The sequence below is a fragment of the Enterobacter sp. MGH 33 genome (assembly GCF_000534535.1).
Taxonomy (GTDB): Bacteria; Pseudomonadota; Gammaproteobacteria; order Enterobacterales; family Enterobacteriaceae; genus Enterobacter; species Enterobacter hormaechei_C.
This window is the reverse complement of record NZ_KI973212.1, coordinates 3254232-3278290: the sequence shown is the minus strand read 5'-3', so window position 1 is coordinate 3278290 and position 24059 is coordinate 3254232. Positions and strand designations below refer to the sequence as shown.

The following is a 24059-nucleotide window of genomic DNA, read 5'->3' as shown; positions in this document are numbered from 1 at the left end:
TAGCCAATGGATGAATAAGCTTTTTTTAGGACTGATGCCAGTTATATTGCTAAATGATTAACTGCATTCTGATTGTCACCACGACCCGCGCTTATTTTAATTGCACAGGATAATTACTCTGCCAAAGTGATAAATAATCAATGATGAAATCCAAAATGAAATTGATGCCATTATTGGTGTCTGTGACCTTGATGAGTGGTTGCACGGTCTTTCCCGGCAGCAATATGTCGACAATGGGCAAGGATATGATTAAACAGCAGGATGCTGATTTTGATCTCGACAAAATGGTGAATGTGTATCCATTAACCCCACGTCTGGTGGAACAATTACGCCCACGTCCAAATGTTGCTCAGCCAAATATGTCTCTGGACCAGGAAATTGCCTCTTACCAGTATCGCGTGGGTCCGGGTGACGTCATTAATGTGACCGTCTGGGATCACCCTGAACTGACCACGCCTGCGGGCCAGTACCGCAGCTCAAGTGACACCGGTAACTGGGTACAGTCCGATGGCACCATGTTCTATCCCTACATTGGCAAAGTGCACGTCGCGGGCAAAACGCTTGCTGAGATCCGTAGTGATATTACCGGCCGCCTGGCGCAGTACATTGCTGACCCGCAGGTGGACGTTAATATCGCCGCGTTCCGATCCCAGAAAGCCTATATCTCTGGCCAGGTCAATAAATCCGGCCAGCAGGCGATCACCAACGTCCCGCTCACCGTTCTCGATGCGATCAATGCCGCAGGCGGCTTAACCGACGGCGCTGACTGGCGCAACGTGGTGCTGACCCACAACGGCAAAGAGCAGCGCATTTCGCTTCAGGCGCTGATGCAAAACGGTGACCTGACCCAGAACCGCCTCCTTTATCCGGGCGATATTCTGTACGTGCCGCGCAACGACGATCTGAAAGTGTTCGTGATGGGTGAAGTGAAGAAACAGAGCACCCTCAAGATGGACTTCAGCGGTATGACCCTGACCGAAGCGCTGGGCAATGCGGAAGGCATCGATCTGACCGCCTCCAACGCCAGCGGTATCTTCGTGATCCGTCCTATCAAAGGCGAGAACGCGAAGGGCAAGATTGCCAACATCTATCAGCTGGATATGTCCGACGCGACGTCCCTGGTCATGGCAACGTCGTTCCGTCTCCAGCCGTACGATGTGGTCTATGTCACCACCGCGCCGGTTGCCCGCTGGAACCGTCTGATCAACCAGTTGCTGCCTACCATCAGTGGCGTTCGCTACATGACGGATACGGCGAGCGACGTTCATAACTGGTAAGCCGCGATGTTTAACAAAATTCTGGTGGTGTGCGTGGGGAACATTTGCCGTTCCCCCACGGCTGAAAGGCTGTTGAAAAATTACCAGCCTGCGTTAACGGTCGACTCCGCAGGGCTGGGCGCGCTGGTCGGAAAAGGTGCCGACGAACGTGCCGCAAGCGTTGCCCTTGAGCATAACCTCTCACTCGACGGGCACGTTGCCCGTCAGGTCTCTGGCCGGATGTGCCGGGAATATGACCTGATCCTCGCGATGGAAAAACGCCACATTCACGCGCTGTGCGATATCGCACCGGAGATGCGCGGCAAGGTGATGCTGTTTGGTCACTGGGATGGTGAGCGCGAAATTCCCGATCCGTATCGCAAGAGCCGCGAGGCCTTTGAGGCGGTATACACCTTACTAGACCAGTCTGCCCGTCAGTGGGCGCAGGCACTGAAAGCTCAGCAGGGATAACAATGACAGAAAAAACAAGACCTTCTGCCGCCCCGACGTCGGGCAGTGATGAAATCGATATCGGTCGCCTGGTCGGGACCGTTATTGAAGCGAAATGGTGGGTGCTGGGTATTACCGCCATCTTTGCCGTGGCGGCGATCGTTTATACGCTGTTCGCGACGCCTATTTACAGCGCCGACGCGCTGGTGCAGATCGAACAAAATACCGGAAACTCGCTGGTTCAGGATATCGGCTCGGCGCTGGCCAACAAGCCGCCGGCATCGGAAGCCGAAATTCAGCTGATCCAGTCGCGCCTGGTACTGGGCAAAACGGTTCACGATCTGGGGCTGGATATCGCGGTCACCAAAAACACCTTCCCGGTATTTGGCGCAGGCTGGGATCGCCTGATGGGGCGCAGTAACGATACGGTAAAAGTGACCGACTTCGTGATCCCAAAAGGGGCAGGGGACCAAACCTTTACCCTGACCGTGCTGGGACCAAAACAGTATCAACTGACCAGCGACGCGGGCTTCAGCGCACGCGGTGAGGTGGGGCAGATGCTGACCAAAGAGGGCGTCAGCATCAAGGTCAGCGCAATTCAGGCGCATGAGGGCGGGGAGTTTACGGTCACCAAATTCTCGACGCTCGGGATGATCAACAACCTGCAAAACAACCTGACCGTCACCGAAAACGGCAAGGACACCGGCGTCCTGAGCATGACCTTCACCGGTGAAGACAAGGATCAAATTCGCGACATCCTCAATAGCATCACCCGCAACTATCTGGAGCAGAACGTTGAGCGTAAGTCAGCGGAAGCTGCAAAAAGCCTGGCGTTTCTCAGTAAACAGCTGCCGGAGGTGCGCGCCCGTCTGGATGACGCTGAGAACAAGCTGAACGCGTACCGTCAGGACAAGGATTCCGTCGATCTGCCGCTGGAGGCGAAATCGGTTCTCGACTCCATGGTGAATATTGATGCGCAGCTGAACGAGCTGACCTTCAAAGAGGCGGAGATTTCCAAGCTCTATACCAAACGTCACCCGGCGTACCGCACGCTGCTGGAGAAACGTCGTACCCTGGAAGAAGAGAAGGCGAAGCTGAATGACCGCGTGACCGCGATGCCGAAGACGCAGCAGGAAATTGTACGCCTGACGCGTGATGTGGAATCCGGCCAGCAGGTTTACATGCAGCTGCTGAACAAACAGCAGGAGCTGAAGATCACCGAAGCCAGTACGGTGGGTGATGTGCGTATCGTCGACCCTGCCATCACCCAGCCGGGCGTGCTGAAGCCGAAGAAAGCGCTGATTATCCTCGGCAGCATTATTCTCGGCCTGATGCTTTCCATTGTCGGCGTGCTGCTGCGCTCGCTGTTCAACCGCGGTATCGAAAGCCCGCAGGTGCTGGAAGAGAACGGGATCAGCGTGTACGCCAGCATCCCGCTTTCAGAGTGGCAGAAGTCCCGTGACAGCGTCAAAACCGTTAAGGGCGTCAAGCGTTACAAACAGAGCCAGCTGCTGGCCGTGGGTAACCCGACTGACCTGGCGATTGAAGCGGTGCGCAGCCTGCGTACCAGCCTCCACTTCGCCATGATGCAGGCCAAAAACAACGTCCTGATGATGACCGGTGTCAGCCCGTCAATCGGTAAAACCTTCGTCTGCGCCAACCTGGCGGCGGTGGTGAGCCAGACCAACAAGCGCGTGCTGTTGATCGACTGCGATATGCGTAAGGGCTACACCCATGAGCTGCTGGGGACCAACAACGTTAACGGTCTGTCGGAAATCCTGCTCGGTAAAGGGGAAATCAGCGAGAGCGCCAAGCCGACGTCGATTCCGAAATTTGACCTGATCCCGCGTGGCCAGGTGCCGCCGAACCCGTCTGAACTGCTGATGAGCGAGCGCTTCACGCAGCTGATTGAGTGGGCGAGCAAAAACTATGACCTGGTGCTGATCGATACCCCACCAATTCTGGCGGTCACCGACGCTGCCGTGGTAGGGCGTCATGCGGGCACCACGCTGATGGTCGCACGCTATGCGGTGAACACCCTGAAGGAAGTGGAAACCAGCCTGAGCCGCTTTGAGCAGAACGGTATTGAGGTGAAGGGGGTCATTCTGAACTCCATCTTCCGCCGCGCGACCGGGTATCAGGATTACGGCTACTACGAGTACGAATACAAGTCTGACAGTAAATAATAATCCCCCTCATCCTAACCCTCTCCCCAGGGGGGAGAGAGGACTGCATGGTGCAGCTTTTCTCCCTCTCCCTCCGGGAGAGGGTCGGGGTGAGGGATAAGGGGAAGACCATGACCACACAACGCCCTTTGATTTCTATCTATATGCCGACATGGAATCGTCAGCAGCTGGCGATCCGCGCGATTAAATCGGTCCTGCGTCAGGATTACGATAACTGGGAACTGATTATCGTGGATGACTGTTCCTCCTCTTACGAACAGCTGCAAAAATTTGTCGAAGACCTGAACGACCCGCGCGTGGTGTACACGCACAACGCCATCAACTCCGGGGCGTGTGCGGTGCGCAACCAGGCGATTATGCAGGCGAAAGGGCAGTATCTGACCGGTATCGACGACGATGACGAATGGACGCCAAACCGTCTGTCCATCTTCCTGTCGCACAAAGCGCAGCTGGTGACCCACGCGTTTCTGTATGCCAATGACTATGTTTGCCAGGGCGAGGTCTATTCGCAGCCAGCCAGCCTGCCGCTGTATCCGAAATCACCGTATTCCCGCCGCCTGTTCTACAAGCGCAACATTATCGGCAATCAGGTGTTTACCTGGGCATGGCGCTTTAAGGAGTGCCTGTTCGATACCGAGCTGAAGGCCGCGCAGGATTACGACATCTTCCTGCGGATGGTGGTGGAGTACGGCGAGCCGTGGAAGGTGGAAGAGGCCACGCAGATCCTGCACATCAATCACGGGGAGATGCAAATCACCTCGTCGCCGAAGAAATTCTCGGGCTACTTCCATTTTTACCGCAAGCACAAGGACAAGTTTGACCGTGCCAGCCGGAAGTATCAGCTCTTCACCCTGTATCAGATCCGTAATAAGCGCATGAACTGGCGCACGCTGCTGACGCTGCTGTCGGTACGTAACGGCAAGCGTCTGGCTGACGGGCTTCGGGGGAAATAATGTTTCTGGAAGATTGCCGCGCTAACAGCTGGAGCCTGCGCCCGTGCTGCATGGTTCTGGCCTACCGTATTGCGCACTTTTGCTCGGTGTGGCGCAAAAAAAATGTGCTGAACAATATCTGGGCCGCGCCGGTGCTGGTGCTGTACCGCATCATCACCGAATGCTTTTTTGGCTATGAAATTCAGGCCGCTGCCACCATTGGCCGCCGCTTTACCATTCATCACGGCTATGCGGTGGTCATCAACAAGTTCGTCGTCGCGGGTGATGATTTCACCATTCGCCACGGGGTGACAATCGGCAACCGCGGGCCAGACAGCCTGGCTTGCCCGGTGATTGGCAATAACGTCGAGTTGGGCGCCAACGTGGTGATGATCGGGGACATTACCGTGGGTAATAACGTGACGATTGGCGCAGGCAGCGTGGTGCTGGACAGCATTCCGGACAACGCGCTGGTGGTGGGCGAGAAAGCCCGCGTGAAGGTGATTAAATGAACATTCTGCAATTTAACGTACGCCTCGCAGAGGGCGGGGCGGCAGGCGTAGCGCTGGATCTGCACCAGCGCGCGCTGCAAAAAGGACTCCAGTCGCGCTTTGTTTACGGTTACGGTAAAGGCGGCAAGAAAAGCGTCAGCCATGATAACTATCCGCAGGTGCTGAAGCAGACGCCACGTCTGACCTCCATCGCCAATATTGCGCTGTTCCGCCTGTTTAACCGCGACCTGTTCGGCAACCTGAATAATCTCTACCGCACCGTCACCCGCACTCGCGGCCCGGTTGTGCTGCACTTCCACGTGCTGCACAGCTACTGGCTGAATCTGGAAGAGGTGGTGGCGTTTTGTGGCAAGGTGAAGGCGCACAAGCCGGATACCCGATTTGTCTGGACGCTGCACGACCACTGGAGCGTGACCGGACGTTGCGCCTTTACCGACGGCTGCGAAGGCTGGAAAGATAACTGCCAGAAATGCCCTACGCTCAGCAACTACCCGCCTGTGAAGGTCGATCGCGCGCATCAGCTGGTTGAGGGTAAGCGTCAGCTGTTCCGCGATATGCTCTCGCTCGGCTGCACCTTTATCTCCCCAAGCCAGCACGTGGCGGACGCTTTTAATAGCCTGTACGGAGCAGGGCGCTGCCAGATCATCAACAACGGTATTGATGTGGCAACGGAAGCGATCCTGGCCGAACTGACGCCCGTAGCCGTTACCCCCGGTAGGCCGAAAATTGCGGTCGTCGCCCATGACCTGCGCTACGACGGCAAAACCAACCAGCAGCTGGTGCGCGACATGATGGCGCTCGGCGACAAAATTGAGCTGCATACCTTTGGCAAATTCTCGCCGTTTGATGGCGCTAACGTGGTGAACCACGGGTTTGAAACCGACAAGCGCAAACTGATGAGCGCGCTGAACGGTATGGACGCGCTGGTGTTCAGCTCCCGCGTGGACAACTACCCGCTGATCCTGTGCGAAGCGCTCTCCATCGGCGTACCGGTGATTGCCACCCACAGCGACGCCGCGCGGGAAGTGCTGGAGAAATCCGGCGGTAAAACCTTCAGTGAAAATGAGGTGCTGCCGCTGGTGCAGTTGTCGAAGGCCGATATCGCGCAGGCTGTTTTTGGCACGGACCTGGAATCGTTCCGCAACCGTAGCCGCAAAGCGTACAGTGGACAACAGATGCTGGAGGAGTATGTCTCGTTCTATCAGAATCTGTAGTTATCTGCTGCTGCCGCTGATCTACCTGCTGGTCAACGTTAAGATTGCCCAGCTCGGTGAAAGCTTCCCGATCACTATCGTCACCTTCCTGCCGGTTCTGCTGTTGCTTTACGTTGACAAGCTTAACCTCAAAAAGCTGATGATTTCACTGGGCATCGGGTTTGGTCTGACGGCGTTTAACTACATCTTTGGTCAGTCGCTGGACGCCAGCAAATATGTCACCTCCACCATGCTGTTTGTTTATATCGTTATCATTATTGGCATGGTGTGGAGTATTCGCTTTAAAACTATTTCTCCGCACAATTATAGGAAAATCCTCAGGTTCTTTTATATTGTCGTCGGGCTGATTGTTGTGCTTGCGGCAATGGAGATGGCGCAAATTATTCTCACAGGCGGCAGTAGCCTGATGGAAATAATATCGAAATATCTTATATACAGTAACAGCTATGTACTGAACTTCATTAAGTTTGGTGGCAAGCGTACAACCGCGCTCTATTTTGAACCGGCGTTTTTTGCTCTGGCATTAATCTCAATTTGGCTCAGCATCAAACAGTTCGGTATCAAAACCCCCAAGACCGATGCTATGATTCTTGCAGGAATCGTTCTGTCAGGGTCGTTCTCCGGGGTAATGACGTTTATTCTGTTTTACCTGCTGGAGTGGGCGTTCCAGTACCTGAACAAAGAGGCGATTAAGAAAAAACTGCCGCTGGCGATAATCTCTCTGACGGTATTTTTAGTGGGCGTAATATTTGCGTTTCCGTACATTTCTGAACGTCTGGGTGATTTGGGAACGGAAGGTTCGTCGTCCTATTATCGCATCATTGGTCCACTGGTGATGGTGGGTTATTCCTTAACCCATATTGATGGCGTAGTAAGATTCGGCTCACTTTACGAATATGTTGCATCATTCGGAATCTTTAACGGTGCGGAGGTCGGTAAAACCATAGACAATGGTCTGTATCTGTTAATTATCTATTTTTCCTGGTTCGCCGTACTGTTGACACTGTGGTATCTGTTTAAAGTTTTCAAAATGATGATTAACGCGTTTGGTGATAACCAGAACTTTCGCGTGCAACTTTATCTGTTCACACCGGTGTCGTTGTTTTTTACCGGGTCAATATTTAGCCCGGAATATGCATTCTTAATTGTATGTCCGTTTATTTTGCGCAAAGCGCTGAATATTACGAGCGTATGACGAAATGAGGTGATTTATGTTTCTTAGCGTCATTACTGTCGCCTTTCGTAACTACGAAGGGGTGGTAAAAACCTGGCGCTCGCTGCGCAACCTGGCGCGCGATCCGAGCCTCACCTTTGAGTGGATCGTGGTCGATGGCGGCTCGAACGACGGCACGGCGGAGTTCCTGGAAAAACTCAACGGTGAGTTCAACTTACGTTACATCAGTGAGAAAGATAAAGGCATTTACGATGCCATGAATAAAGGCATCAACATGGCGCAGGGGCGTTACGCCATCTTCCTCAATTCCGGCGATGTGTTCCATGAAGATGTGGCGCTGTTTGCCCGTCAGCTGGCGCGCCAGAAAGAAGATGCCATGTTTATTGGTGATGCGCTGCTTGATTTCGGCGAGGGGAAAAAAGTGCTGCGCGGCGCGAAACCAGGCTGGTATATCTACCACAGCCTGCCGGCCAGCCATCAGGCTATTTTCTTCCCAATGAGCGGCCTGAAAAAACAGCCTTACGATTTGCGCTATAAAGTGTCATCAGATTATGCCCTGGCCGCCAGCCTGTACAAATCTGGCTACCCGTTCCGTCGAATTAAAGGACTGGTATCTGAATTTTCAATGGGTGGCGTGTCAACCTCGAATAATCTGGAACTGTGCCAGGATGCCAAAAACGTGCAGCGTAAAATATTACGCGTGCCGGGGTTCTGGGCGGAATTATCTTATTTCTTACGTCTGAAAACGACGGGTAAAGCGAAAGCCTTATATAACAAAGCCTGAGATATAAGGAAACGTAATGCAGGAATTAAATGGATTCTCCGTGCCGAAAGGTTTTCGGGGCGGGAGCGGTATTAAAGTTCAACTGTGGTGGGCTGTACAGGCAACGTTATTTGCCTGGTCGCCGCAAATACTGTACCGCTGGCGCGCATTTTTACTGCGTCTGTTTGGCGCAAAAATAGGAAAAAACGTAGTCATTCGACCTTCGGTGAAAATTACTTATCCCTGGAAATTAACGCTTGGGGATTACGCCTGGGTTGGGGATGACGCGGTGTTATATACCCTTGGCGAGATTACGATTGGCGCAAATTCGGTGGTTTCACAGAAGTGTTATTTGTGCACCGGCAGCCACGATTTTATGAGCCCGCATTTTGATATTACCGCTTCGCCTGTTGTGATTGGTGAAAAATGCTGGCTGGCAACAGATGTCTTTGTTGCACCCGGTGTTTCTGTTGGCGATGGCACGGTAGTCGGTGCCCGCAGCAGCGTTTTTAAATCGCTTCCGGCAAATAAAATTTGCCGTGGCAACCCCGCAGTGGTGATACGCGAACGCGTTGAAACTGAAAAACTTTGATAAGTACAGAGGAATATAAACATGTCTAAAGTCGCTCTCATCACCGGCGTTACCGGACAAGATGGTTCTTACCTGGCAGAATTGCTGCTGGAAAAAGGGTATGAAGTTCACGGTATTAAGCGTCGTGCCTCTTCATTCAACACCGAGCGTGTCGATCACATTTACCAGGATCCGCATGCGGCAAACCCGAAATTCCATCTGCACTACGGCGACCTGACCGATACCTCCAACCTGACCCGCATCCTGCAAGAAGTACAGCCGGACGAAGTGTACAACCTGGGGGCAATGAGCCACGTTGCGGTTTCCTTCGAGTCCCCGGAGTACACCGCTGACGTGGATGCGATGGGTACGCTGCGTCTCCTGGAAGCGATTCGCTTCCTTGGTCTTGAGAAGAAAACCCGCTTCTACCAGGCATCTACCTCTGAGCTGTACGGTCTGGTGCAGGAAATTCCGCAGAAAGAGACCACGCCGTTCTACCCACGTTCTCCGTACGCTGTGGCGAAACTGTACGCTTACTGGATCACCGTGAACTACCGTGAATCCTACGGCATGTACGCCTGTAACGGCATTCTGTTCAACCACGAATCTCCGCGTCGCGGCGAAACCTTCGTGACCCGCAAAATCACCCGCGCGATCGCCAACATCGCTCAGGGCCTGGAGTCTTGCCTGCACCTCGGCAACATGGATTCCCTGCGTGACTGGGGCCATGCGAAAGACTACGTGAAAATGCAGTGGATGATGTTGCAGCAGGAACAGCCAGAAGACTTCGTGATCGCGACCGGCGTGCAGTACTCCGTGCGTCAGTTCGTTGAGATGGCTGCGGCACAGCTGGGCATCAAGCTGCGCTTCGAAGGCACCGGCGTGGAAGAGAAGGGTATCGTTGTTTCCGTGACCGGCCACGACGCACCGGGCGTGAAGCCAGGCGACGTGATTGTCCAGGTTGATCCGCGTTACTTCCGTCCTGCTGAAGTGGAAACCCTGCTGGGCGACCCAACCAAAGCGCACGAGAAGCTGGGCTGGAAACCAGAAACCACCCTGCAAGAAATGGTATCCGAGATGGTGGCCAAAGATCTTGAAGCAGCGAAAAAACACTCCCTGCTCAAGTCTCATGGCTACGAGGTTGCCATCGCGCTGGAGTCCTGAGAATGACAAAACAACGTATTTTTGTCGCCGGTCATCGCGGAATGGTGGGTTCCGCGATTGTTCGCCAGCTGGAACAGCGCGGCGACGTTGAGGTGATTGTTCGCACCCGCGACGAGCTGAACCTGCTTGACAGCAAAGCGGTGCAGGACTTCTTCGCCAGCGAACGTATCGACCAGGTGTATCTGGCGGCGGCGAAGGTGGGCGGCATTGTCGCTAACAACACCTACCCGGCGGATTTCATCTACGAGAACATGATGATTGAGAGCAACATCATTCACGCGGCGCATCTGCACAACGTGAATAAACTGCTGTTCCTCGGCTCATCCTGTATCTACCCGAAAATGGCGAAGCAGCCGATCGCCGAGAGCGAACTGTTGCAGGGCACGCTTGAAGCCACCAACGAGCCGTATGCGATTGCCAAAATTGCCGGGATCAAGCTGTGTGAATCCTACAACCGTCAGTATAACCGCGACTATCGCTCGGTGATGCCGACCAACCTGTACGGACCGCACGACAACTTCCACCCGAGCAATTCGCACGTGATCCCGGCGCTGCTGCGTCGTTTCCACGAGGCGACTGCCGAAAACGCCCCGGACGTGGTGGTGTGGGGCAGCGGTACGCCAATGCGTGAGTTCCTGCACGTGGACGACATGGCGGCGGCCAGCATTCACGTCATGGAGCTGGATCGCGAGGTGTGGCAGGAAAACACCGAGCCGATGCTGTCGCACATTAACGTCGGGACCGGCGTGGACTGCACCATTCGCGAGCTGGCGCAGACCATCGCGCAGGTGGTGGGCTACAAAGGACGCGTGGTGTTTGACGCCACCAAACCGGACGGCACGCCGCGCAAGCTGCTGGACGTGACCCGTCTGCATCAGCTGGGCTGGTATCACGAGGTCTCACTGGAGCAGGGGCTGGCCAGCACCTACCAGTGGTTCCTGGAAAACCAGCACCGCTTCCGGGGGTAATGATGTTTTTAAGTCAGGAAGATTTTGCCACGGTAGTGCGTTCCACTCCGCTGATCTCAATCGATTTGATCGTGGAGAATGAACGCGGCGAGTTCTTGCTGGGGAAACGAACCAATCGTCCTGCACAGGGCTTCTGGTTCGTGCCCGGCGGGCGCGTGCAGAAGGATGAGACGCTTACCGATGCGTTTGAGCGTCTCACTCTGGCGGAACTGGGTCTGCAACTGCCGATGGCAGCGGGCCAGTTTTACGGGGTCTGGCAGCACTTCTATGACGATAACTTTTCAGGCACCGGGTTCACCACGCACTACATCGTGCTGGGGTTCCGCCTGAAGGTGAGTGAGGCAGACCTGCGTCTGCCTGATTCTCAGCATGACGATTACCGCTGGTTAACGCCAGAGGCGCTGCTGGCAAGCGACAACGTCCATGACAACAGTCGGGCGTACTTCCTTGCGGAACGTCAGGCCGAGGTGCCAGGTCTATGAAAATCCTCGTCTACGGAATTAACTACTCGCCGGAGCTTACCGGTATCGGGAAATACACCGGCGAGATGGTCGAGTGGATGGCGAGCCAGGGACATGACGTGCGGGTGATTACTGCCCCGCCGTATTACCCGGAGTGGAAGGTAGGCGAACGCTATTCCAGCTGGCGCTACCGCCGCGAAGAAGGCGCCGCGACCGTCTGGCGCTGCCCGCTCTACGTGCCGAAACAGCCCTCGACGCTGAAACGTTTAATTCATCTGGGCAGCTTTGCCCTGAGCAGTTTCTTCCCGCTGATGGCGCAGCGTCGCTGGAAGCCGGATCGCATCATCGGCGTGGTGCCGACGCTGTTCTGCACGCCAGGCATGCGCCTGCTGGGCAAACTCTCCGGCGCGCGCACCCTGCTGCACATTCAGGATTATGAAGTGGACGCCATGCTCGGGCTGGGGATGGCCGGGAAAGGCAAGGGCGGCAAGGTGGAGAAGCTCGCCAGCGCCTTTGAGCGCAGCGGCCTGCACAACGTGGATTACGTCTCGACCATTTCGCGCTCGATGATGAACAAGGCGCAGGAGAAGGGCGTCCCGGCGGAAAAAGTGATCTTCTTTCCGAACTGGTCCGAAGTGGCGCGCTTCCGCGATGTGACAGACCAGGATGCGCAGGCGTTACGCGCGCAGCTCGGGTTGCCTGCTGAGCAAAAAATCATTCTTTACTCAGGCAACATCGGCGAAAAACAGGGGCTGGAGAGCGTGATTGACGCCGCGCTTCAGCTGAGCGAACACCCGTGGATGTTCGTGATAGTCGGGCAGGGCGGCGGTAAAGCGCGGCTGGAAAAAATGGCCAGCGAGCGCGGACTGACCAACATCCGCTTCTTCCCGCTTCAGTCTTATGACGCGCTGCCCGCGCTGCTGAAAATGGCGGATTGCCATCTGGTGGTGCAAAAACGTGGCGCGGCGGATGCGGTGCTGCCGTCCAAGCTGACCAACATTCTGGCAGTGGGCGGAAACGCGGTGATTACGGCAGAAGCCGCAACAGAATTAGGCCAGCTGTGCAACAGCTACCCGGGCATTGCCGTTTGCGTGGAGCCGGAATCGGTTCCTGCGCTGGTGACCGGAATTGAGCAGGCACTCGCCATGCCAAAAGAGAACACGGTGGCACGTGAATATGCCGAACGCACGCTCGAGAAAGAGAACGTGCTGAGCCAATTTATTGCAGATATACGGGGATAAATCATGAGTCAAACCACTTTGTATCCGGTCGTAATGGCGGGTGGATCCGGGAGCCGGTTGTGGCCACTGTCCCGCGTGCTTTATCCAAAACAATTTCTGTGCCTGAAAGGCGACCTCACCATGCTGCAAACGACGGTTAACCGTCTGCACGGCGTGGAGTGTGAAAGCCCGGTGGTGATCTGTAACGAACAGCACCGCTTTATCGTTGCCGAGCAGCTGCGCCAGCTGAACAAACTGACCGAAAATATCATTCTGGAGCCTGCCGGACGCAACACGGCGCCTGCCATTGCCCTTGCGGCGCTGGCGGCAAAACGCAGCAGCCCGGACTGCGACCCGCTGATGCTGGTGCTGGCGGCTGACCACGTCATCCAGCAGGAAGAGGCCTTCCGCGATGCGGTACGCGCCGCGATTCCTTACGCTGAGAACGGCAAGCTGGTGACCTTCGGCATCGTGCCGGATCTCCCGGAAACCGGCTATGGCTACATTCGCCGCGGCAGCGTTACGCCTGGTGAAGGCGACAGCGTGGCCTTTGACGTGGCGCAGTTTGTCGAAAAACCGAATCTGGAAACCGCGCAGGCGTACGTCGCCAGCGGGGAATACTACTGGAACAGCGGTATGTTCCTGTTCCGCGCCGGTCGCTACCTGGAAGAGCTGGAAAAATATCGCCCGGATATCTTACGCGCCTGCGAAAAAGCGATGGCGGTGGTGGATCCGGATCTCGATTTTATCCGCGTGGACGAAGAAGCCTTCCTCGCCTGTCCGGAAGAGTCCATTGACTATGCGGTAATGGAACGTACGGCAGATGCGGTAGTGGTACCGATGGATGCGGGCTGGAGCGACGTCGGCTCCTGGTCGTCACTGTGGGAGATCAGCGCGCATACCCCGGAGGGTAACGTCCATCACGGGGATGTGATCAGCCACAAAACGGAAAACAGCTACGTCTACGCCGAATCTGGCCTCGTCACCACGGTAGGGGTGAAGGATCTGGTGGTCGTGCAGACCAAAGACGCGGTGCTGATTGCCGACCGTAATGCCGTGCAAGACGTTAAAAAAGTGGTGGAGCAGATCAAGGCCGATGGCCGCCACGAACACCATATTCACCGCGAAGTCTACCGCCCGTGGGGCAAATATGACTCCATCGACGCCGGCGAGCGTTACCAGGTGAAACGCATCACCGTGAAGCCGGGAGAAGGGCTGTCGGTGCAGATGCACCATCACCGCGCCGAACACTGGGTGGTGGTGGCGGGGACCGCCAAAGTGACCATCGACGGTGAAGTGAAGCTGCTCGGTGAAAACGAGTCCATTTATATTCCGCTGGGCGCCACGCACTGTCTGGAAAACCCGGGGAAAATTCCGCTCGACTTAATTGAGGTGCGTTCCGGCTCCTATCTGGAAGAGGACGACATCATCCGCTTCCAGGATCGCTACGGGCGCGTGTAGCACTCCGCATCATGCCCGGTGGCGCTGCGCTTTCCGGGCCTACGAATGACAAAAATAAATTTGGCCATTACATGGTCAGGGCCAACTGTTGCCTGAAAAAGGGGTCATCATGGAAAAATTAACCTGTTTTAAAGCCTACGATATTCGCGGCAAGCTGGGCGAAGAGCTGAACGAAGACATTGCGTGGCGCATCGGCCGCGCGTACGGCGAATACCTGAAACCACAAACTATCGTGCTGGGCGGCGACGTGCGTCTGACCAGCAAATCCCTGAAGCTGGCGCTGGCGAAAGGGCTACAGGACGCGGGCGTCGATGTGCTGGACATTGGCCTTTCCGGTACCGAAGAGATCTATTTTGCCACCTTCCACCTGGGCGTGGACGGCGGTATCGAAGTGACGGCCAGCCATAACCCGATGGACTACAACGGCATGAAGCTGGTACGCAAGGGCGCGCGTCCTATCAGCGGTGACACCGGCCTGCGTGACGTGCAGCGTCTGGCCGAGGCCAACGACTTCCCGCCGGTGAATGAAGCCACACGCGGCAGCTATAAGCAGATTAACCTGCAAAAAGAGTACATCGACCACCTGCTGGGCTACATCAACGTGGCGAACCTCAAACCGCTGAAGCTGGTGATTAACTCCGGCAACGGCGCGGCAGGCCCGGTTGTCGATGCACTTGAAGCCCGCTTTAAGGCGATGAACGTGCCGGTGACCTTCGTCAAAGTGCACAACACGCCTGACGGCAACTTCCCGAACGGTATTCCTAACCCGCTGCTGCCGGAGTGCCGCGACGACACCCGCAACGCGGTGATTGAGCACGGCGCCGATATGGGTATCGCCTTTGACGGCGATTTCGACCGCTGCTTCCTGTTCGACGAGAAAGGGCAGTTTATCGAAGGCTACTACATCGTTGGCCTGCTGGCGGAAGCGTTCCTCGAGAAAAACCCGGGGGCGAAAATCATTCACGATCCGCGTCTTTCCTGGAACACCGTCGACGTGGTGAAGGCCGCGGGCGGCGAGCCGGTGATGTCCAAAACCGGCCACGCGTTTATCAAAGAGCGTATGCGTGAGGAAGACGCCATCTACGGCGGCGAGATGAGCGCCCACCACTATTTCCGTGATTTTGCCTACTGCGACAGCGGGATGATCCCGTGGCTGCTGGTCACCGAGCTGCTGTGCCTGAAAGGGCAGAGCCTGGGCGAACTGGTGCGCGACCGCATGGCGGCGTTCCCGGCGAGCGGGGAGATCAACAGCAAACTGGCGCAGCCCGCTGAGGCCATTGCCCGCGTAGAGCACCACTTTGCCATTCATGCGCTGGAGATTGACCGTACCGACGGTATCAGCATGGCGTTCCCGCAGTGGCGCTTCAACCTGCGCTCCTCCAACACCGAGCCGGTGGTGCGCCTGAACGTGGAGTCCCGCGCCGATACCGCGCTGATGGAAGCCCGAACGAAGGACATTCTGGCGCTGTTGAATCAGTAAATACTGCCCCTCACCCCAGCCCTCTCCCCAAAGGGGAGAGGGTGTTCAAGTTCCCTCTCCCGTTTGGGGAGAGGGGTAGGGTGAGGGGTAAGGTTTAGAACTAAAGGAACAACGATGACAAATCTAAAAAAGCGCGAACGAGCGAGAACGAATGCATCGTTAATCTCTATGGTGCAGCGTTTTTCTGATATCACCATCATGGTCGGCGGACTGTGGGCGGTGTGTTGGGTCAGCGGGCAGTCGTTCTTATACATGCACTTGCTGATGGCGTTGATTGCGCTGGTGGTGTTTCAGATGATCGGCGGCATGACCGATTTCTATCGTTCATGGCGCGGCGTCAAAATGACCACCGAACTGATGCTGCTGCTCCAGAACTGGACCTTAAGCCTGGTGTTCAGCGCAGGGCTGGTGGCGTTCAGCCATGATTTTGATAACCGTCTTGTGACCTATCTCTGCTGGTATCTGTTAACCAGCATTGGCATGGTGGTCTGCCGCTCGCTGATCCGCTTTGGCGCGGGCTGGCTGCGCAACCGCGGGTATAACCGTCGCTTCGTTGCCGTGGCGGGCGACCTGCCGGTGGGGCAGGTGCTGCTCGACAGCTTCCGCAAAGAGCCGTGGTTAGGTTTTGAAGTGGTCGGGATTTATCACGACGCGAAGCCCGGCGGCGTGCCGTCCGACTGGGCAGGTAACTACGAACAGCTTATTGACGATGCGAAAGCCGGCAAAATTCATAACGTCTACATCGCCATGCAGATGAAAGATGAATCCCGCATCAAGAAACTGATGCGCGAGCTGGCGGATACCACCTGCTCGGTGATCCTCATCCCGGATGTCTTCACCTTCAATATTCTCCACTCCCGTATTGAAGAGGTGAACGGGGTACCGGTTGTTCCACTGTACGACACGCCGCTGTCGGGGATTAACCGCGTGCTGAAGCGCGTGGAAGATATCGTCCTTTCGTCCCTGATCCTGCTGCTCATCTCCCCGGTGCTGTGCTGCATTGCGCTGGCGGTGAAGCTCAGCTCGCCGGGGCCGATCATCTTCCGTCAGACCCGCTACGGCATGGACGGTAAGCCGATCATGGTGTGGAAATTCCGCTCCATGAAGGTGATGGAGAACGACAAGGTGGTGACCCAGGCGACGCAGAACGATCCGCGCGTCACCCGCGTGGGCAACTTCCTGCGCCGTACCTCGCTCGATGAGCTGCCGCAGTTCATCAACGTGTTCACCGGCGGGATGTCCATCGTCGGGCCTCGTCCTCACGCCGTGGCCCATAACGAGCAGTACCGCACCCTGATTGAAGGCTACATGCTGCGCCATAAGGTGAAGCCAGGCATCACCGGCTGGGCGCAGATCAACGGCTGGCGCGGCGAGACCGACACGCTGGAAAAAATGGAAAAACGTATCGAGTTCGATCTGGAGTACATCCGCGAGTGGAGCCTCTGGTTCGATATCAAGATTGTTTTTCTGACCATTTTCAAAGGCTTCGTGAACAAAGCGGCGTACTAAGATGAGCTTACGAGAAAAAACCATCAGCGGCGCGAAATGGTCAGCCATGGCCACCATCGTCATTATTGGCCTAGGCCTGGTGCAGATGACGGTGCTGGCGCGCATTATCGATAACCACCAGTTTGGTCTGCTGACCGTCTCGCTGGTGATTATCGCCCTGGCCGATACGCTGTCGGACTTTGGTATCGCCAACTCCATTATCCAGCGCAAAGAGATCAGCCATCTGGAGCTGACCACCCTCTACTGGCTGAACGTCGGGCTGGGTATCTTCGTCTTTGTGCTGGTGTTCCTGCTGAGCGATGTGATTGCCGGCGTGCTGCATAACCCGGACCTGGCGCCGCTGATGCGCACCCTGTCGTTCGCTTTCGTGGTGATCCCGCACGGGCAGCAGTTCCGCGCGCTGATGCAGAAGGAGCTGGAGTTCAACAAAATCGGCATGATTGAAACCAGCGCCGTACTGGCGGGCTTTACCTTCACTGTGGTCAGCGCCCATTTCTGGCCGCTGGCGATGACCGCCATCCTCGGCTACCTGGTTAACTCTGCCGTGCGCACGCTGCTGTTTGGCTTCTTTGGCCGTAAGATTTATCGCCCGGGGCTGCATTTTTCACTGGCGTCTGTTTCATCCAACCTGCGCTTCGGCGCGTGGCTGACGGCAGACAGCATTATCAACTACGTGAATACTAACCTCTCCACGCTGGTGCTGGCGCGTATTCTGGGCGCGAGCGTCGCGGGTGGCTACAACCTGGCGTATAACGTCGCGGTTGTCCCGCCGATGAAGCTCAACCCTATCATTACCCGCGTGCTGTTCCCGGCGTTCGCCAAAATTCAGGACGATACCGAAAAGCTGCGCGTGAACTTTTACAAGCTGCTCTCCGTCGTGGGGATCATCAACTTCCCGGTGCTGCTGGGGCTGATGGTGGTTGCCAGCAATTTCGTACCGCTGGTGTTTGGCGAGAAGTGGAACAGCATCATCCCGATCCTGCAACTGCTGTGCGTCGTGGGGCTGCTGCGCTCGGTGGGGAACCCGATTGGTTCTCTGCTGATGGCGAAGGCGCGCGTGGATATCAGCTTCAAGTTCAACGTGTTTAAAACCTTCCTGTTTATTCCGGCAATTATTGTGGGCGGCCACATGGCGGGCGCCATTGGCGTGACGCTCGGCTTCCTGCTGGTGCAAATCGTCAATACCGTGCTGAGCTACTTCGTGATGATCAAACCGGTGCTGGGCTCCAGCTACCGTCAGTACATCCTCAGCCTGTGGCTGCCGTTCTATCTCTCCTTACCGACGCTTGCGGTGAGCTACGGCCTGGGCGTGGTGCTCAACGGGCATCTGCCGCTGGCGGCGCTGCTTGCGGTGCAGGTCGCGGCAGGCGCGCTGGCGTTCGCCGTGATGATTGTGCTGTCACGCAATGCGCTGGTGGTCGAGATGAAGCGCCAGTTTTGCCGTAACGAAAAAATGAAAACGCTGCTTCGCGCAGGCTAATTTTACGAGGCCATTATGAAATTACTTATTCTTGGCAACCATACCTGCGGCAACCGTGGCGACAGCGCCATCCTGCGCGGTTTACTGGATGCAATTAACACCCTTAAGCCTGAGACAGAAGTGGATGTGATGAGCCGTTATCCGGTCAGCTCATCCTGGTTACTGAACCGCCCGGTGATGGGCGATCCGCTCTACAGCCAGATGAAACAGCACAACAACGCCGCGGGCGTGATGGGGCGCGTGAAGAAAGTGCTGCGTCGCCGCTACCAGCATCAGGTGCTGCTTTCCCGCGTGACCGACACCGGCAAGCTGCGCAACATTGCCATCGCGCAGGGCTTTACCGATTTTGTTCGTCTGCTGTCCGGCTATGACGCCATTATTCAGGTGGGCGGTTCGTTCTTCGTCGATCTGTACGGCGTGCCGCAGTTTGAGCATGCACTTTGTACGTTCATGGCGAAAAAGCCGCTGTTTATGATCGGCCACAGCGTCGGGCCATTCCAGGATCCGCAGTTTAACCAGCTGGCGAACTATGTCTTCGGCCACTGCGACGCGCTGATCCTGCGTGAATCGGTCAGCCTCGACATGATGAAACGCAGTGAAATCGACACCACCAAAGTGGAGCACGGTGTGGACACCGCCTGGCTGGTGGATCATCAGGATGACAGTTTCCAGGCCAGCTACGCGGTACAGCACTGGCTCGACGTGGCGGCAAAGCAGAAAACCGTCGCCATTACCCTGCGTGAACTTGCGCCGTTCGATAAACGCCTCGGCACGACCCAGGCGGCGTACGAGAAAGCCTTTGCCGACGTGGTGAACCGCGTGCTGGACAGCGGTTACCAGGTGCTGGCGCTTTCCACCTGTACCGGTATCGACAGCTACAACAAAGATGACCGTATGGTGGCGCTCAACCTGCGCAACCTGGTGAACGACCCGTCCAGCTATCACGTGGTGATGGACGAGCTGAACGATCTGGAGATGGGCAAGCTGCTCTCCGCCTGCGACCTGACCGTGGGCACGCGTCTGCACTCGGCCATTATCTCGATGAACTTCGGCACGCCAGCCATCGCCATTAACTACGAGCACAAGTCCGCGGGCATTATGCAGCAGCTCGGCATGCCGGAAATGGCCGTCGATATTCGTCATCTGCTGGACGGGTCGCTGGGTGCGATGGTGGGCGACACGCTCGGTCAGCTGCCTGCGATCAACGAACGTCTGGCGGTGGCGGTAAAAGCCGAACGCGAAAAAGGTATTGGCATGGTGAAATCCGTACTCGACCGCGTCCGGGAGGGGAAATGAAGGTTGGTTTCTTCTTACTGAAATTTCCGCTGTCGTCTGAAACCTTTGTGCTGAACCAAATCACCGCGTTTATCGATATGGGGTATGACGTGGAGATTATCGCCCTGCAAAAGGGCGATACGCAAAACACCCATGCGGCGTATACCCGGTATGGGCTGGAGGCGAAAACCCGCTGGTTGCAGGATGAACCCACCGGACGAATGAACAAACTGCGCCATCGCGCCAGCCAGACGCTGCGCGGCCTTCATCGCGCCTCGACGTGGCGGGCGCTGAATATGTCGCGCTATGGGGCGGAGGCCCGCAACCTGATCCTTTCCGCCATTTGCGGGCAAACGGCCCAGCCGTACCGGGCCGATGTCTTTATCGCCCACTTTGGCCCGGCGGGCGTAACGGCGGCAAAACTGCGTGAGCTGGGGGTAATTGACGGCAAAATCGCAACCATTTTCCACGGTATCGACATCTCCAGCCGGGAAGTACTGAACCACTACACGCCGGAATATCAGCAGCTGTTTCGCCGCGGCGACATGATGCTGCCGATAAGCAACCTGTGGGCCGGACGCCTGAAAACCATGGGGTGCCCGAGCGAGAAAATCACCGTTTCACGCATGGGCGTGGACATGGAACGCTTCACCCAGCGACCGGTTAAGGTGCCGGGCAAGCCGCTGCAAATTATCTCTGTTGCCCGCCTGACCGAAAAGAAAGGGCTGCACGTAGCCATCGAAGCCTGTCGTCAGCTGAAGGCGCGCGGAGTGGACTTCCACTACCGCATCCTGGGTATCGGGCCGTGGGAGCGTCGCCTGCGCACGCTGATTGAACAGTATCAGCTGGAAGACGTGGTCGAGATGCCGGGCTTCAAGCCGAGCCACGAAGTGAAAGCCATGCTTGATGATGCGGATGTGTTCCTGCTGCCTTCCGTAACCGGCGCCGACGGCGATATGGAAGGCATTCCCGTGGCGCTGATGGAGGCGATGGCGGTCGGCATTCCGGTGGTCTCGACCCTGCACAGCGGTATCCCGGAGCTGATCACCTCTGAGCATTCCGGCTGGCTGGTCCCTGAAAACAATGCGCTGGCGCTGGCGGATCGTCTGGCTGCGTTCAGTGATATCGATCAGCAGACGCTGATCCCTGTGCTGCAAAATGCGCGGCAAAAAGTTGAAGCAGAATTTAATCAGCAGGTGATTAATCGCCAGTTAGCGAGCCTGCTGCAAACGCTGTAACGCTGAGGTTGTATGCTGAAAAAGATTACCCGACGCCGATTTGTCTCTTCTTTATCCGTCCTGGCTGCCATGCCACTGCTGTCGCCCCGCGCTGTGCGGGCGGCAACCGGGAAGACGGTTTCTGTCGATCGCTACAACAATAACGACTGGATCGCCGCCTTTAAGCAGGCATTTACCGAGGGCGATACCGTTGTTGTTCCCGCCGGGTTAACCTGTGAAAACATCAATACCGGCATTTTCATTCCTGATGGCAAAACCCTGCTGATCCGCGGTGCGCTGAAGGGCAACGGCCGCGGGCGGTTTGTGCTCCAGGAAGGCTGTAAGGTCATTGGAGAAGGAGAGGGGCGCACGCATAACATTACGCTGGACGTGCGTGGCTCCGACTGTGTCATTAAAGGGCTGGCAATGAGCGGCTTCGGCCCCGTCACCCAGATCTACATCGGCGGTAAAAAGCCGAGAGTGATGCGTAACCTGCTTATCGATCGCATTGCCGTGAGCCAGGCCAACTACGCCATTCTGCGCCAGGGTTTTCATAATCAGGTGGACGGTGCGCGCATAACCAACAGTAAATTCAGCCATTTGCAGGGTGACGCGATTGAGTGGAACGTGGCGATTAACGACCGCAATATCCTGATCTCTGACCACGTGATCGATAACATCAACTGCACAAACGGCAAGATCAACTGGGGGATAGGCATTGGGCTGGCTGGCAGCACGTACGACAATGACTATCCGGAACAGCAGACCGTTAAAAACTTCGTGGTGGCAAATATCACAGGCAGCAACTGTCGGCAGTTGGTCCATGTTGAAAACGGTAAACACTTTGTGATCCGTAATATCAAGGCCAGCAATATTACTCCCGACTTCAGTAAAAAGGCCGGAATTGATAACGCGACGGTAGCTATTTATGGCTGTGATAATTTCGTTATTGATAATATCGATATGGTGAACAGCGCCGGAATGTTAATCGGGTATGGCGTGATCAAGGGCGATTATCTGTCGATACCGCAAAACTTCAAACTTAACGATATTCGCCTGGATAACCGACAGCTTGCCTATAAGCTGCGCGGGATACAGATTTCTTCCGGCAATGCCACCTCGTTTGTTGCCATCACCAACGTCAACATGCAGCGGGCAACGCTTGAGCTGCACAACAAGCCACAGCACCTTTTCTTGCGTAATATCAACGTGATGCAGGAGTCAGCGACGGGACCAGCGCTTAAGATGAACTTCGACTTGCGCAAAGACGTGCGTGGGAAGTTTATGGCCAAAAACGAGACGCTGTTGTCGCTCGCGAACATAAAAGCGGTTAATGAAAAGGGGCAGAGTTCGGTGGATATTGATCGGGTCGATCAACACGTGGTGAATACGGAACGGTTGAATTTTGCGCTGCCGCACAGGTAATCCTATAGCCTATTTTGCGACTATTCCTGGTATGGAATCGCGATCTATTCAGATTACAACTACTGTAATTTGTGGTGGGGTGACCTAGGATTACTTCATATTTACGGCAAAACATGCTGGCGAAAACAGGTTTAAAAGCTATAATTCGTCAACCATTTTAAGGTGGAAGAAATAATGATTAATTTGAAAGCAGTCATACCGGTAGCGGGTTTGGGCATGCATATGTTGCCCGCCACAAAGGCCATTCCTAAAGAGATGCTGCCGATCGTTGACAAGCCGATGATTCAGTACATCGTCGACGAGATTGTTGCTGCGGGGATCAAAGAAATCGTTCTGGTGACGCACTCTTCGAAGAATGCCGTTGAGAACCACTTCGACACCTCTTATGAACTCGAGGCGCTGCTTGAGCAGCGCGTTAAGCGCCAGCTTCTGGCAGAAGTTCAGTCTATCTGTCCTCCTGGCGTGACCATCATGAACGTGCGTCAGGCGCAGCCGCTGGGTCTGGGGCACTCAATCCTCTGCGCGCGCCCGGTGGTGGGTGATAACCCGTTCATCGTGGTTCTGCCGGACATCATTATTGATACCGCTTCCGCCGATCCGCTGCGTTACAACCTGGCGGCAATGGTCGCTCGCTTCAACGAGACGGGCCGCAGCCAGGTGCTGGCGAAACGTATGAAGGGCGATCTCTCTGAGTATTCCGTTATTCAGACCAAAGAGCCACTGGAGACGGAAGGGCAGGTGAGCCGGATCGTTGAGTTTATCGAAAAACCCGATCAGCCGCAGAGCCTGGACTCTGACCTGATGGCAGTCGGCCGTTATGTGCTGAATGCGGATATCTGGGCTGAGCTGGAAAAAACCGAGCCGGGCGCCTGGGATCGTATCCAGCTGACCGATGCGATTGCTGAGCTGGCGAAGAAGCAGTCGGTTGATGCGATGCTGATGACCGGCGACAGCTATGACTGCGGTAAGAAAATGGGGTATATGCAGGCGTTTGTGAACTATGGCCTGCGTAACCTGAAGGAAGGGGCGAAGTTCAGAAGCCGGATTGAGAAGCTGCTTAAAGAGCACTAAACCTTCGGTATACTCCCGCAAAGTATTGATCTAAGGTGGTAAGCGTTCGGAATGGATAGAACGCTACCACCTTTTAATGTTTCTGACACAGATAAGAGCGAGTCTTAGTACGATAGTCTATAACTTTTTGCTTGTTTCTAAGTGAGATACGTCAGACAATTATCCGCATATTTTTATGAACCGGACCTGCGTATTCGGCGTTCAAAAATTTGTTATAGAATATAAGCATGTTGGTAGCTTAGGAGCCAAGGGCGGTAGCGTGGCCCGACC

General features: G+C 55.7%; 21 protein-coding genes. All 21 read left to right on the top strand.

The genetic code is table 11. The features are described from left to right. Positions 1–140 precede the first annotated feature (140 nt). Positions 141–1277 (top strand): polysaccharide export protein, encoded by a 1137-nt coding sequence (locus tag L379_RS08710; protein ID WP_032654207.1) that lies wholly within the window; start codon positions 141–143, stop codon positions 1275–1277. 6 nt (positions 1278–1283) lie between these two features. Further along, positions 1284–1727 carry a low molecular weight protein-tyrosine-phosphatase Wzb gene (gene wzb, locus L379_RS08715; RefSeq protein ID WP_003862078.1) on the top strand — a complete coding sequence of 148 codons (444 nt, stop codon included), beginning with the start codon at positions 1284–1286 and terminating at the stop codon, positions 1725–1727. A gap of 2 nt (positions 1728–1729) precedes the next feature. Beyond that, positions 1730–3892 carry a tyrosine-protein kinase Wzc gene (wzc, locus tag L379_RS08720; RefSeq protein ID WP_015572374.1) on the top strand — a complete coding sequence of 721 codons (2163 nt, stop codon included), beginning with the start codon at positions 1730–1732 and terminating at the stop codon, positions 3890–3892. 110 nt (positions 3893–4002) lie between these two features. After that, the gene (gene wcaA / locus L379_RS08725) at positions 4003–4845 is read left to right on the top strand and encodes a colanic acid biosynthesis glycosyltransferase WcaA (protein ID WP_017383272.1); all 843 of its coding nucleotides are present in this window, start codon (positions 4003–4005) and stop codon (positions 4843–4845) included. Further along, positions 4845–5336, top strand: coding sequence for a colanic acid biosynthesis acetyltransferase WcaB (gene wcaB / locus L379_RS08730; protein ID WP_003863505.1), 492 nt, complete (start codon positions 4845–4847; stop codon positions 5334–5336). Before wcaA ends, wcaB begins: the two co-directional genes overlap by 1 nt. Then, positions 5333–6550, top strand: coding sequence for a colanic acid biosynthesis glycosyltransferase WcaC (gene wcaC, locus L379_RS08735; protein WP_017383273.1), 1218 nt, complete (start codon positions 5333–5335; stop codon positions 6548–6550). Before wcaB ends, wcaC begins: the two co-directional genes overlap by 4 nt. Beyond that, positions 6525–7745 carry a colanic acid polymerase WcaD gene (gene wcaD / locus L379_RS08740; RefSeq protein ID WP_032654206.1) on the top strand — a complete coding sequence of 407 codons (1221 nt, stop codon included), beginning with the start codon at positions 6525–6527 and terminating at the stop codon, positions 7743–7745. The genes wcaC and wcaD overlap by 26 nt, the downstream gene beginning before the upstream one ends. 16 nt (positions 7746–7761) lie before the next feature. Beyond that, positions 7762–8508 (top strand): colanic acid biosynthesis glycosyltransferase WcaE, encoded by a 747-nt coding sequence (gene wcaE, locus L379_RS08745; protein ID WP_003863510.1) that lies wholly within the window; start codon positions 7762–7764, stop codon positions 8506–8508. Between the two features lie 16 nt (positions 8509–8524). Continuing rightward, on the top strand, positions 8525–9079 hold the full coding sequence (gene wcaF, locus L379_RS08750) for a colanic acid biosynthesis acetyltransferase WcaF (RefSeq protein ID WP_015572376.1): 555 nt from the start codon (positions 8525–8527) through the stop codon (positions 9077–9079). Positions 9080–9100: 21 nt separating this feature from the next. Then, positions 9101–10222 carry a GDP-mannose 4,6-dehydratase gene (gmd, locus tag L379_RS08755; RefSeq protein WP_003863514.1) on the top strand — a complete coding sequence of 374 codons (1122 nt, stop codon included), beginning with the start codon at positions 9101–9103 and terminating at the stop codon, positions 10220–10222. Between the two features lie 2 nt (positions 10223–10224). Next, positions 10225–11190, top strand: a complete 966-nt coding sequence (locus tag L379_RS08760; protein ID WP_015572377.1) for a GDP-L-fucose synthase — start codon at positions 10225–10227, stop codon at positions 11188–11190. A 2-nt stretch (positions 11191–11192) separates the two neighbouring features. Beyond that, a complete protein-coding gene (locus tag L379_RS08765) occupies positions 11193–11672 on the top strand; it encodes a GDP-mannose mannosyl hydrolase (RefSeq protein WP_065186924.1) in 480 nt (159 codons plus the stop codon). Next, entirely contained in the window at positions 11669–12892 is a 1224-nt protein-coding gene (gene wcaI, locus L379_RS08770) for a colanic acid biosynthesis fucosyltransferase WcaI (RefSeq protein WP_032654204.1), read from the top strand. The genes L379_RS08765 and wcaI overlap by 4 nt, the downstream gene beginning before the upstream one ends. A 3-nt stretch (positions 12893–12895) precedes the next feature. Continuing rightward, on the top strand, positions 12896–14332 hold the full coding sequence (gene cpsB / locus L379_RS08775) for a mannose-1-phosphate guanyltransferase (RefSeq protein ID WP_017693088.1): 1437 nt from the start codon (positions 12896–12898) through the stop codon (positions 14330–14332). A 109-nt stretch (positions 14333–14441) separates the two neighbouring features. Next, complete coding sequence (cpsG, locus tag L379_RS08780) at positions 14442–15812, top strand: colanic acid biosynthesis phosphomannomutase CpsG (protein WP_032654202.1); 1371 nt, start codon at positions 14442–14444, stop codon at positions 15810–15812. Positions 15813–15926: 114 nt separating this feature from the next. Then, entirely contained in the window at positions 15927–17321 is a 1395-nt protein-coding gene (wcaJ, locus tag L379_RS08785; protein ID WP_006811236.1) for an undecaprenyl-phosphate glucose phosphotransferase, read from the top strand. Position 17322: 1 nt separating this feature from the next. Next, on the top strand, positions 17323–18801 hold the full coding sequence (gene wzxC, locus L379_RS08790) for a colanic acid undecaprenyl disphosphate flippase WzxC (protein WP_015572379.1): 1479 nt from the start codon (positions 17323–17325) through the stop codon (positions 18799–18801). A 15-nt stretch (positions 18802–18816) separates the two neighbouring features. Next, positions 18817–20097, top strand: a complete 1281-nt coding sequence (gene wcaK / locus L379_RS08795; protein WP_032654201.1) for a colanic acid biosynthesis pyruvyl transferase WcaK — start codon at positions 18817–18819, stop codon at positions 20095–20097. Further along, a complete protein-coding gene (wcaL, locus tag L379_RS08800; RefSeq protein WP_017383280.1) occupies positions 20094–21314 on the top strand; it encodes a colanic acid biosynthesis glycosyltransferase WcaL in 1221 nt (406 codons plus the stop codon). The genes wcaK and wcaL overlap by 4 nt, the downstream gene beginning before the upstream one ends. Before the next feature lie 12 nt (positions 21315–21326). Further along, positions 21327–22718, top strand: a complete 1392-nt coding sequence (wcaM, locus tag L379_RS08805) for a colanic acid biosynthesis protein WcaM (RefSeq protein ID WP_032654200.1) — start codon at positions 21327–21329, stop codon at positions 22716–22718. A 174-nt stretch (positions 22719–22892) separates the two neighbouring features. Next, positions 22893–23789, top strand: a complete 897-nt coding sequence (galF, locus tag L379_RS08810) for a GalU regulator GalF (RefSeq protein WP_017693091.1) — start codon at positions 22893–22895, stop codon at positions 23787–23789. Positions 23790–24059: the final 270 nt, after the last annotated feature.

What these genes read in the sequence shown, in the direction of transcription:
- wcaA (WP_017383272.1), top strand. Translation starts at nt 4,003, where the DNA reads ATGACCACACAACGCCCTTTGATTTCTATCTATATGCCGACATGGAAT.
- gmd (WP_003863514.1), top strand. Translation starts at nt 9,101, where the DNA reads ATGTCTAAAGTCGCTCTCATCACCGGCGTTACCGGACAAGATGGTTCT.
- wcaM (WP_032654200.1), top strand. Translation starts at nt 21,327, where the DNA reads ATGCTGAAAAAGATTACCCGACGCCGATTTGTCTCTTCTTTATCCGTC.
- wcaD (WP_032654206.1), top strand. Translation starts at nt 6,525, where the DNA reads ATGTCTCGTTCTATCAGAATCTGTAGTTATCTGCTGCTGCCGCTGATC.
- galF (WP_017693091.1), top strand. Translation starts at nt 22,893, where the DNA reads ATGATTAATTTGAAAGCAGTCATACCGGTAGCGGGTTTGGGCATGCAT.
- wcaF (WP_015572376.1), top strand. Translation starts at nt 8,525, where the DNA reads ATGCAGGAATTAAATGGATTCTCCGTGCCGAAAGGTTTTCGGGGCGGG.
- wcaL (WP_017383280.1), top strand. Translation starts at nt 20,094, where the DNA reads ATGAAGGTTGGTTTCTTCTTACTGAAATTTCCGCTGTCGTCTGAAACC.
- L379_RS08765 (WP_065186924.1), top strand. Translation starts at nt 11,193, where the DNA reads ATGTTTTTAAGTCAGGAAGATTTTGCCACGGTAGTGCGTTCCACTCCG.
- L379_RS08760 (WP_015572377.1), top strand. Translation starts at nt 10,225, where the DNA reads ATGACAAAACAACGTATTTTTGTCGCCGGTCATCGCGGAATGGTGGGT.
- cpsB (WP_017693088.1), top strand. Translation starts at nt 12,896, where the DNA reads ATGAGTCAAACCACTTTGTATCCGGTCGTAATGGCGGGTGGATCCGGG.
- wcaK (WP_032654201.1), top strand. Translation starts at nt 18,817, where the DNA reads ATGAAATTACTTATTCTTGGCAACCATACCTGCGGCAACCGTGGCGAC.
- wcaJ (WP_006811236.1), top strand. Translation starts at nt 15,927, where the DNA reads ATGACAAATCTAAAAAAGCGCGAACGAGCGAGAACGAATGCATCGTTA.
- wzxC (WP_015572379.1), top strand. Translation starts at nt 17,323, where the DNA reads ATGAGCTTACGAGAAAAAACCATCAGCGGCGCGAAATGGTCAGCCATG.
- L379_RS08710 (WP_032654207.1), top strand. Translation starts at nt 141, where the DNA reads ATGATGAAATCCAAAATGAAATTGATGCCATTATTGGTGTCTGTGACC.
- wzb (WP_003862078.1), top strand. Translation starts at nt 1,284, where the DNA reads ATGTTTAACAAAATTCTGGTGGTGTGCGTGGGGAACATTTGCCGTTCC.
- wcaI (WP_032654204.1), top strand. Translation starts at nt 11,669, where the DNA reads ATGAAAATCCTCGTCTACGGAATTAACTACTCGCCGGAGCTTACCGGT.
- wzc (WP_015572374.1), top strand. Translation starts at nt 1,730, where the DNA reads ATGACAGAAAAAACAAGACCTTCTGCCGCCCCGACGTCGGGCAGTGAT.
- wcaB (WP_003863505.1), top strand. Translation starts at nt 4,845, where the DNA reads ATGTTTCTGGAAGATTGCCGCGCTAACAGCTGGAGCCTGCGCCCGTGC.
- cpsG (WP_032654202.1), top strand. Translation starts at nt 14,442, where the DNA reads ATGGAAAAATTAACCTGTTTTAAAGCCTACGATATTCGCGGCAAGCTG.
- wcaE (WP_003863510.1), top strand. Translation starts at nt 7,762, where the DNA reads ATGTTTCTTAGCGTCATTACTGTCGCCTTTCGTAACTACGAAGGGGTG.
- wcaC (WP_017383273.1), top strand. Translation starts at nt 5,333, where the DNA reads ATGAACATTCTGCAATTTAACGTACGCCTCGCAGAGGGCGGGGCGGCA.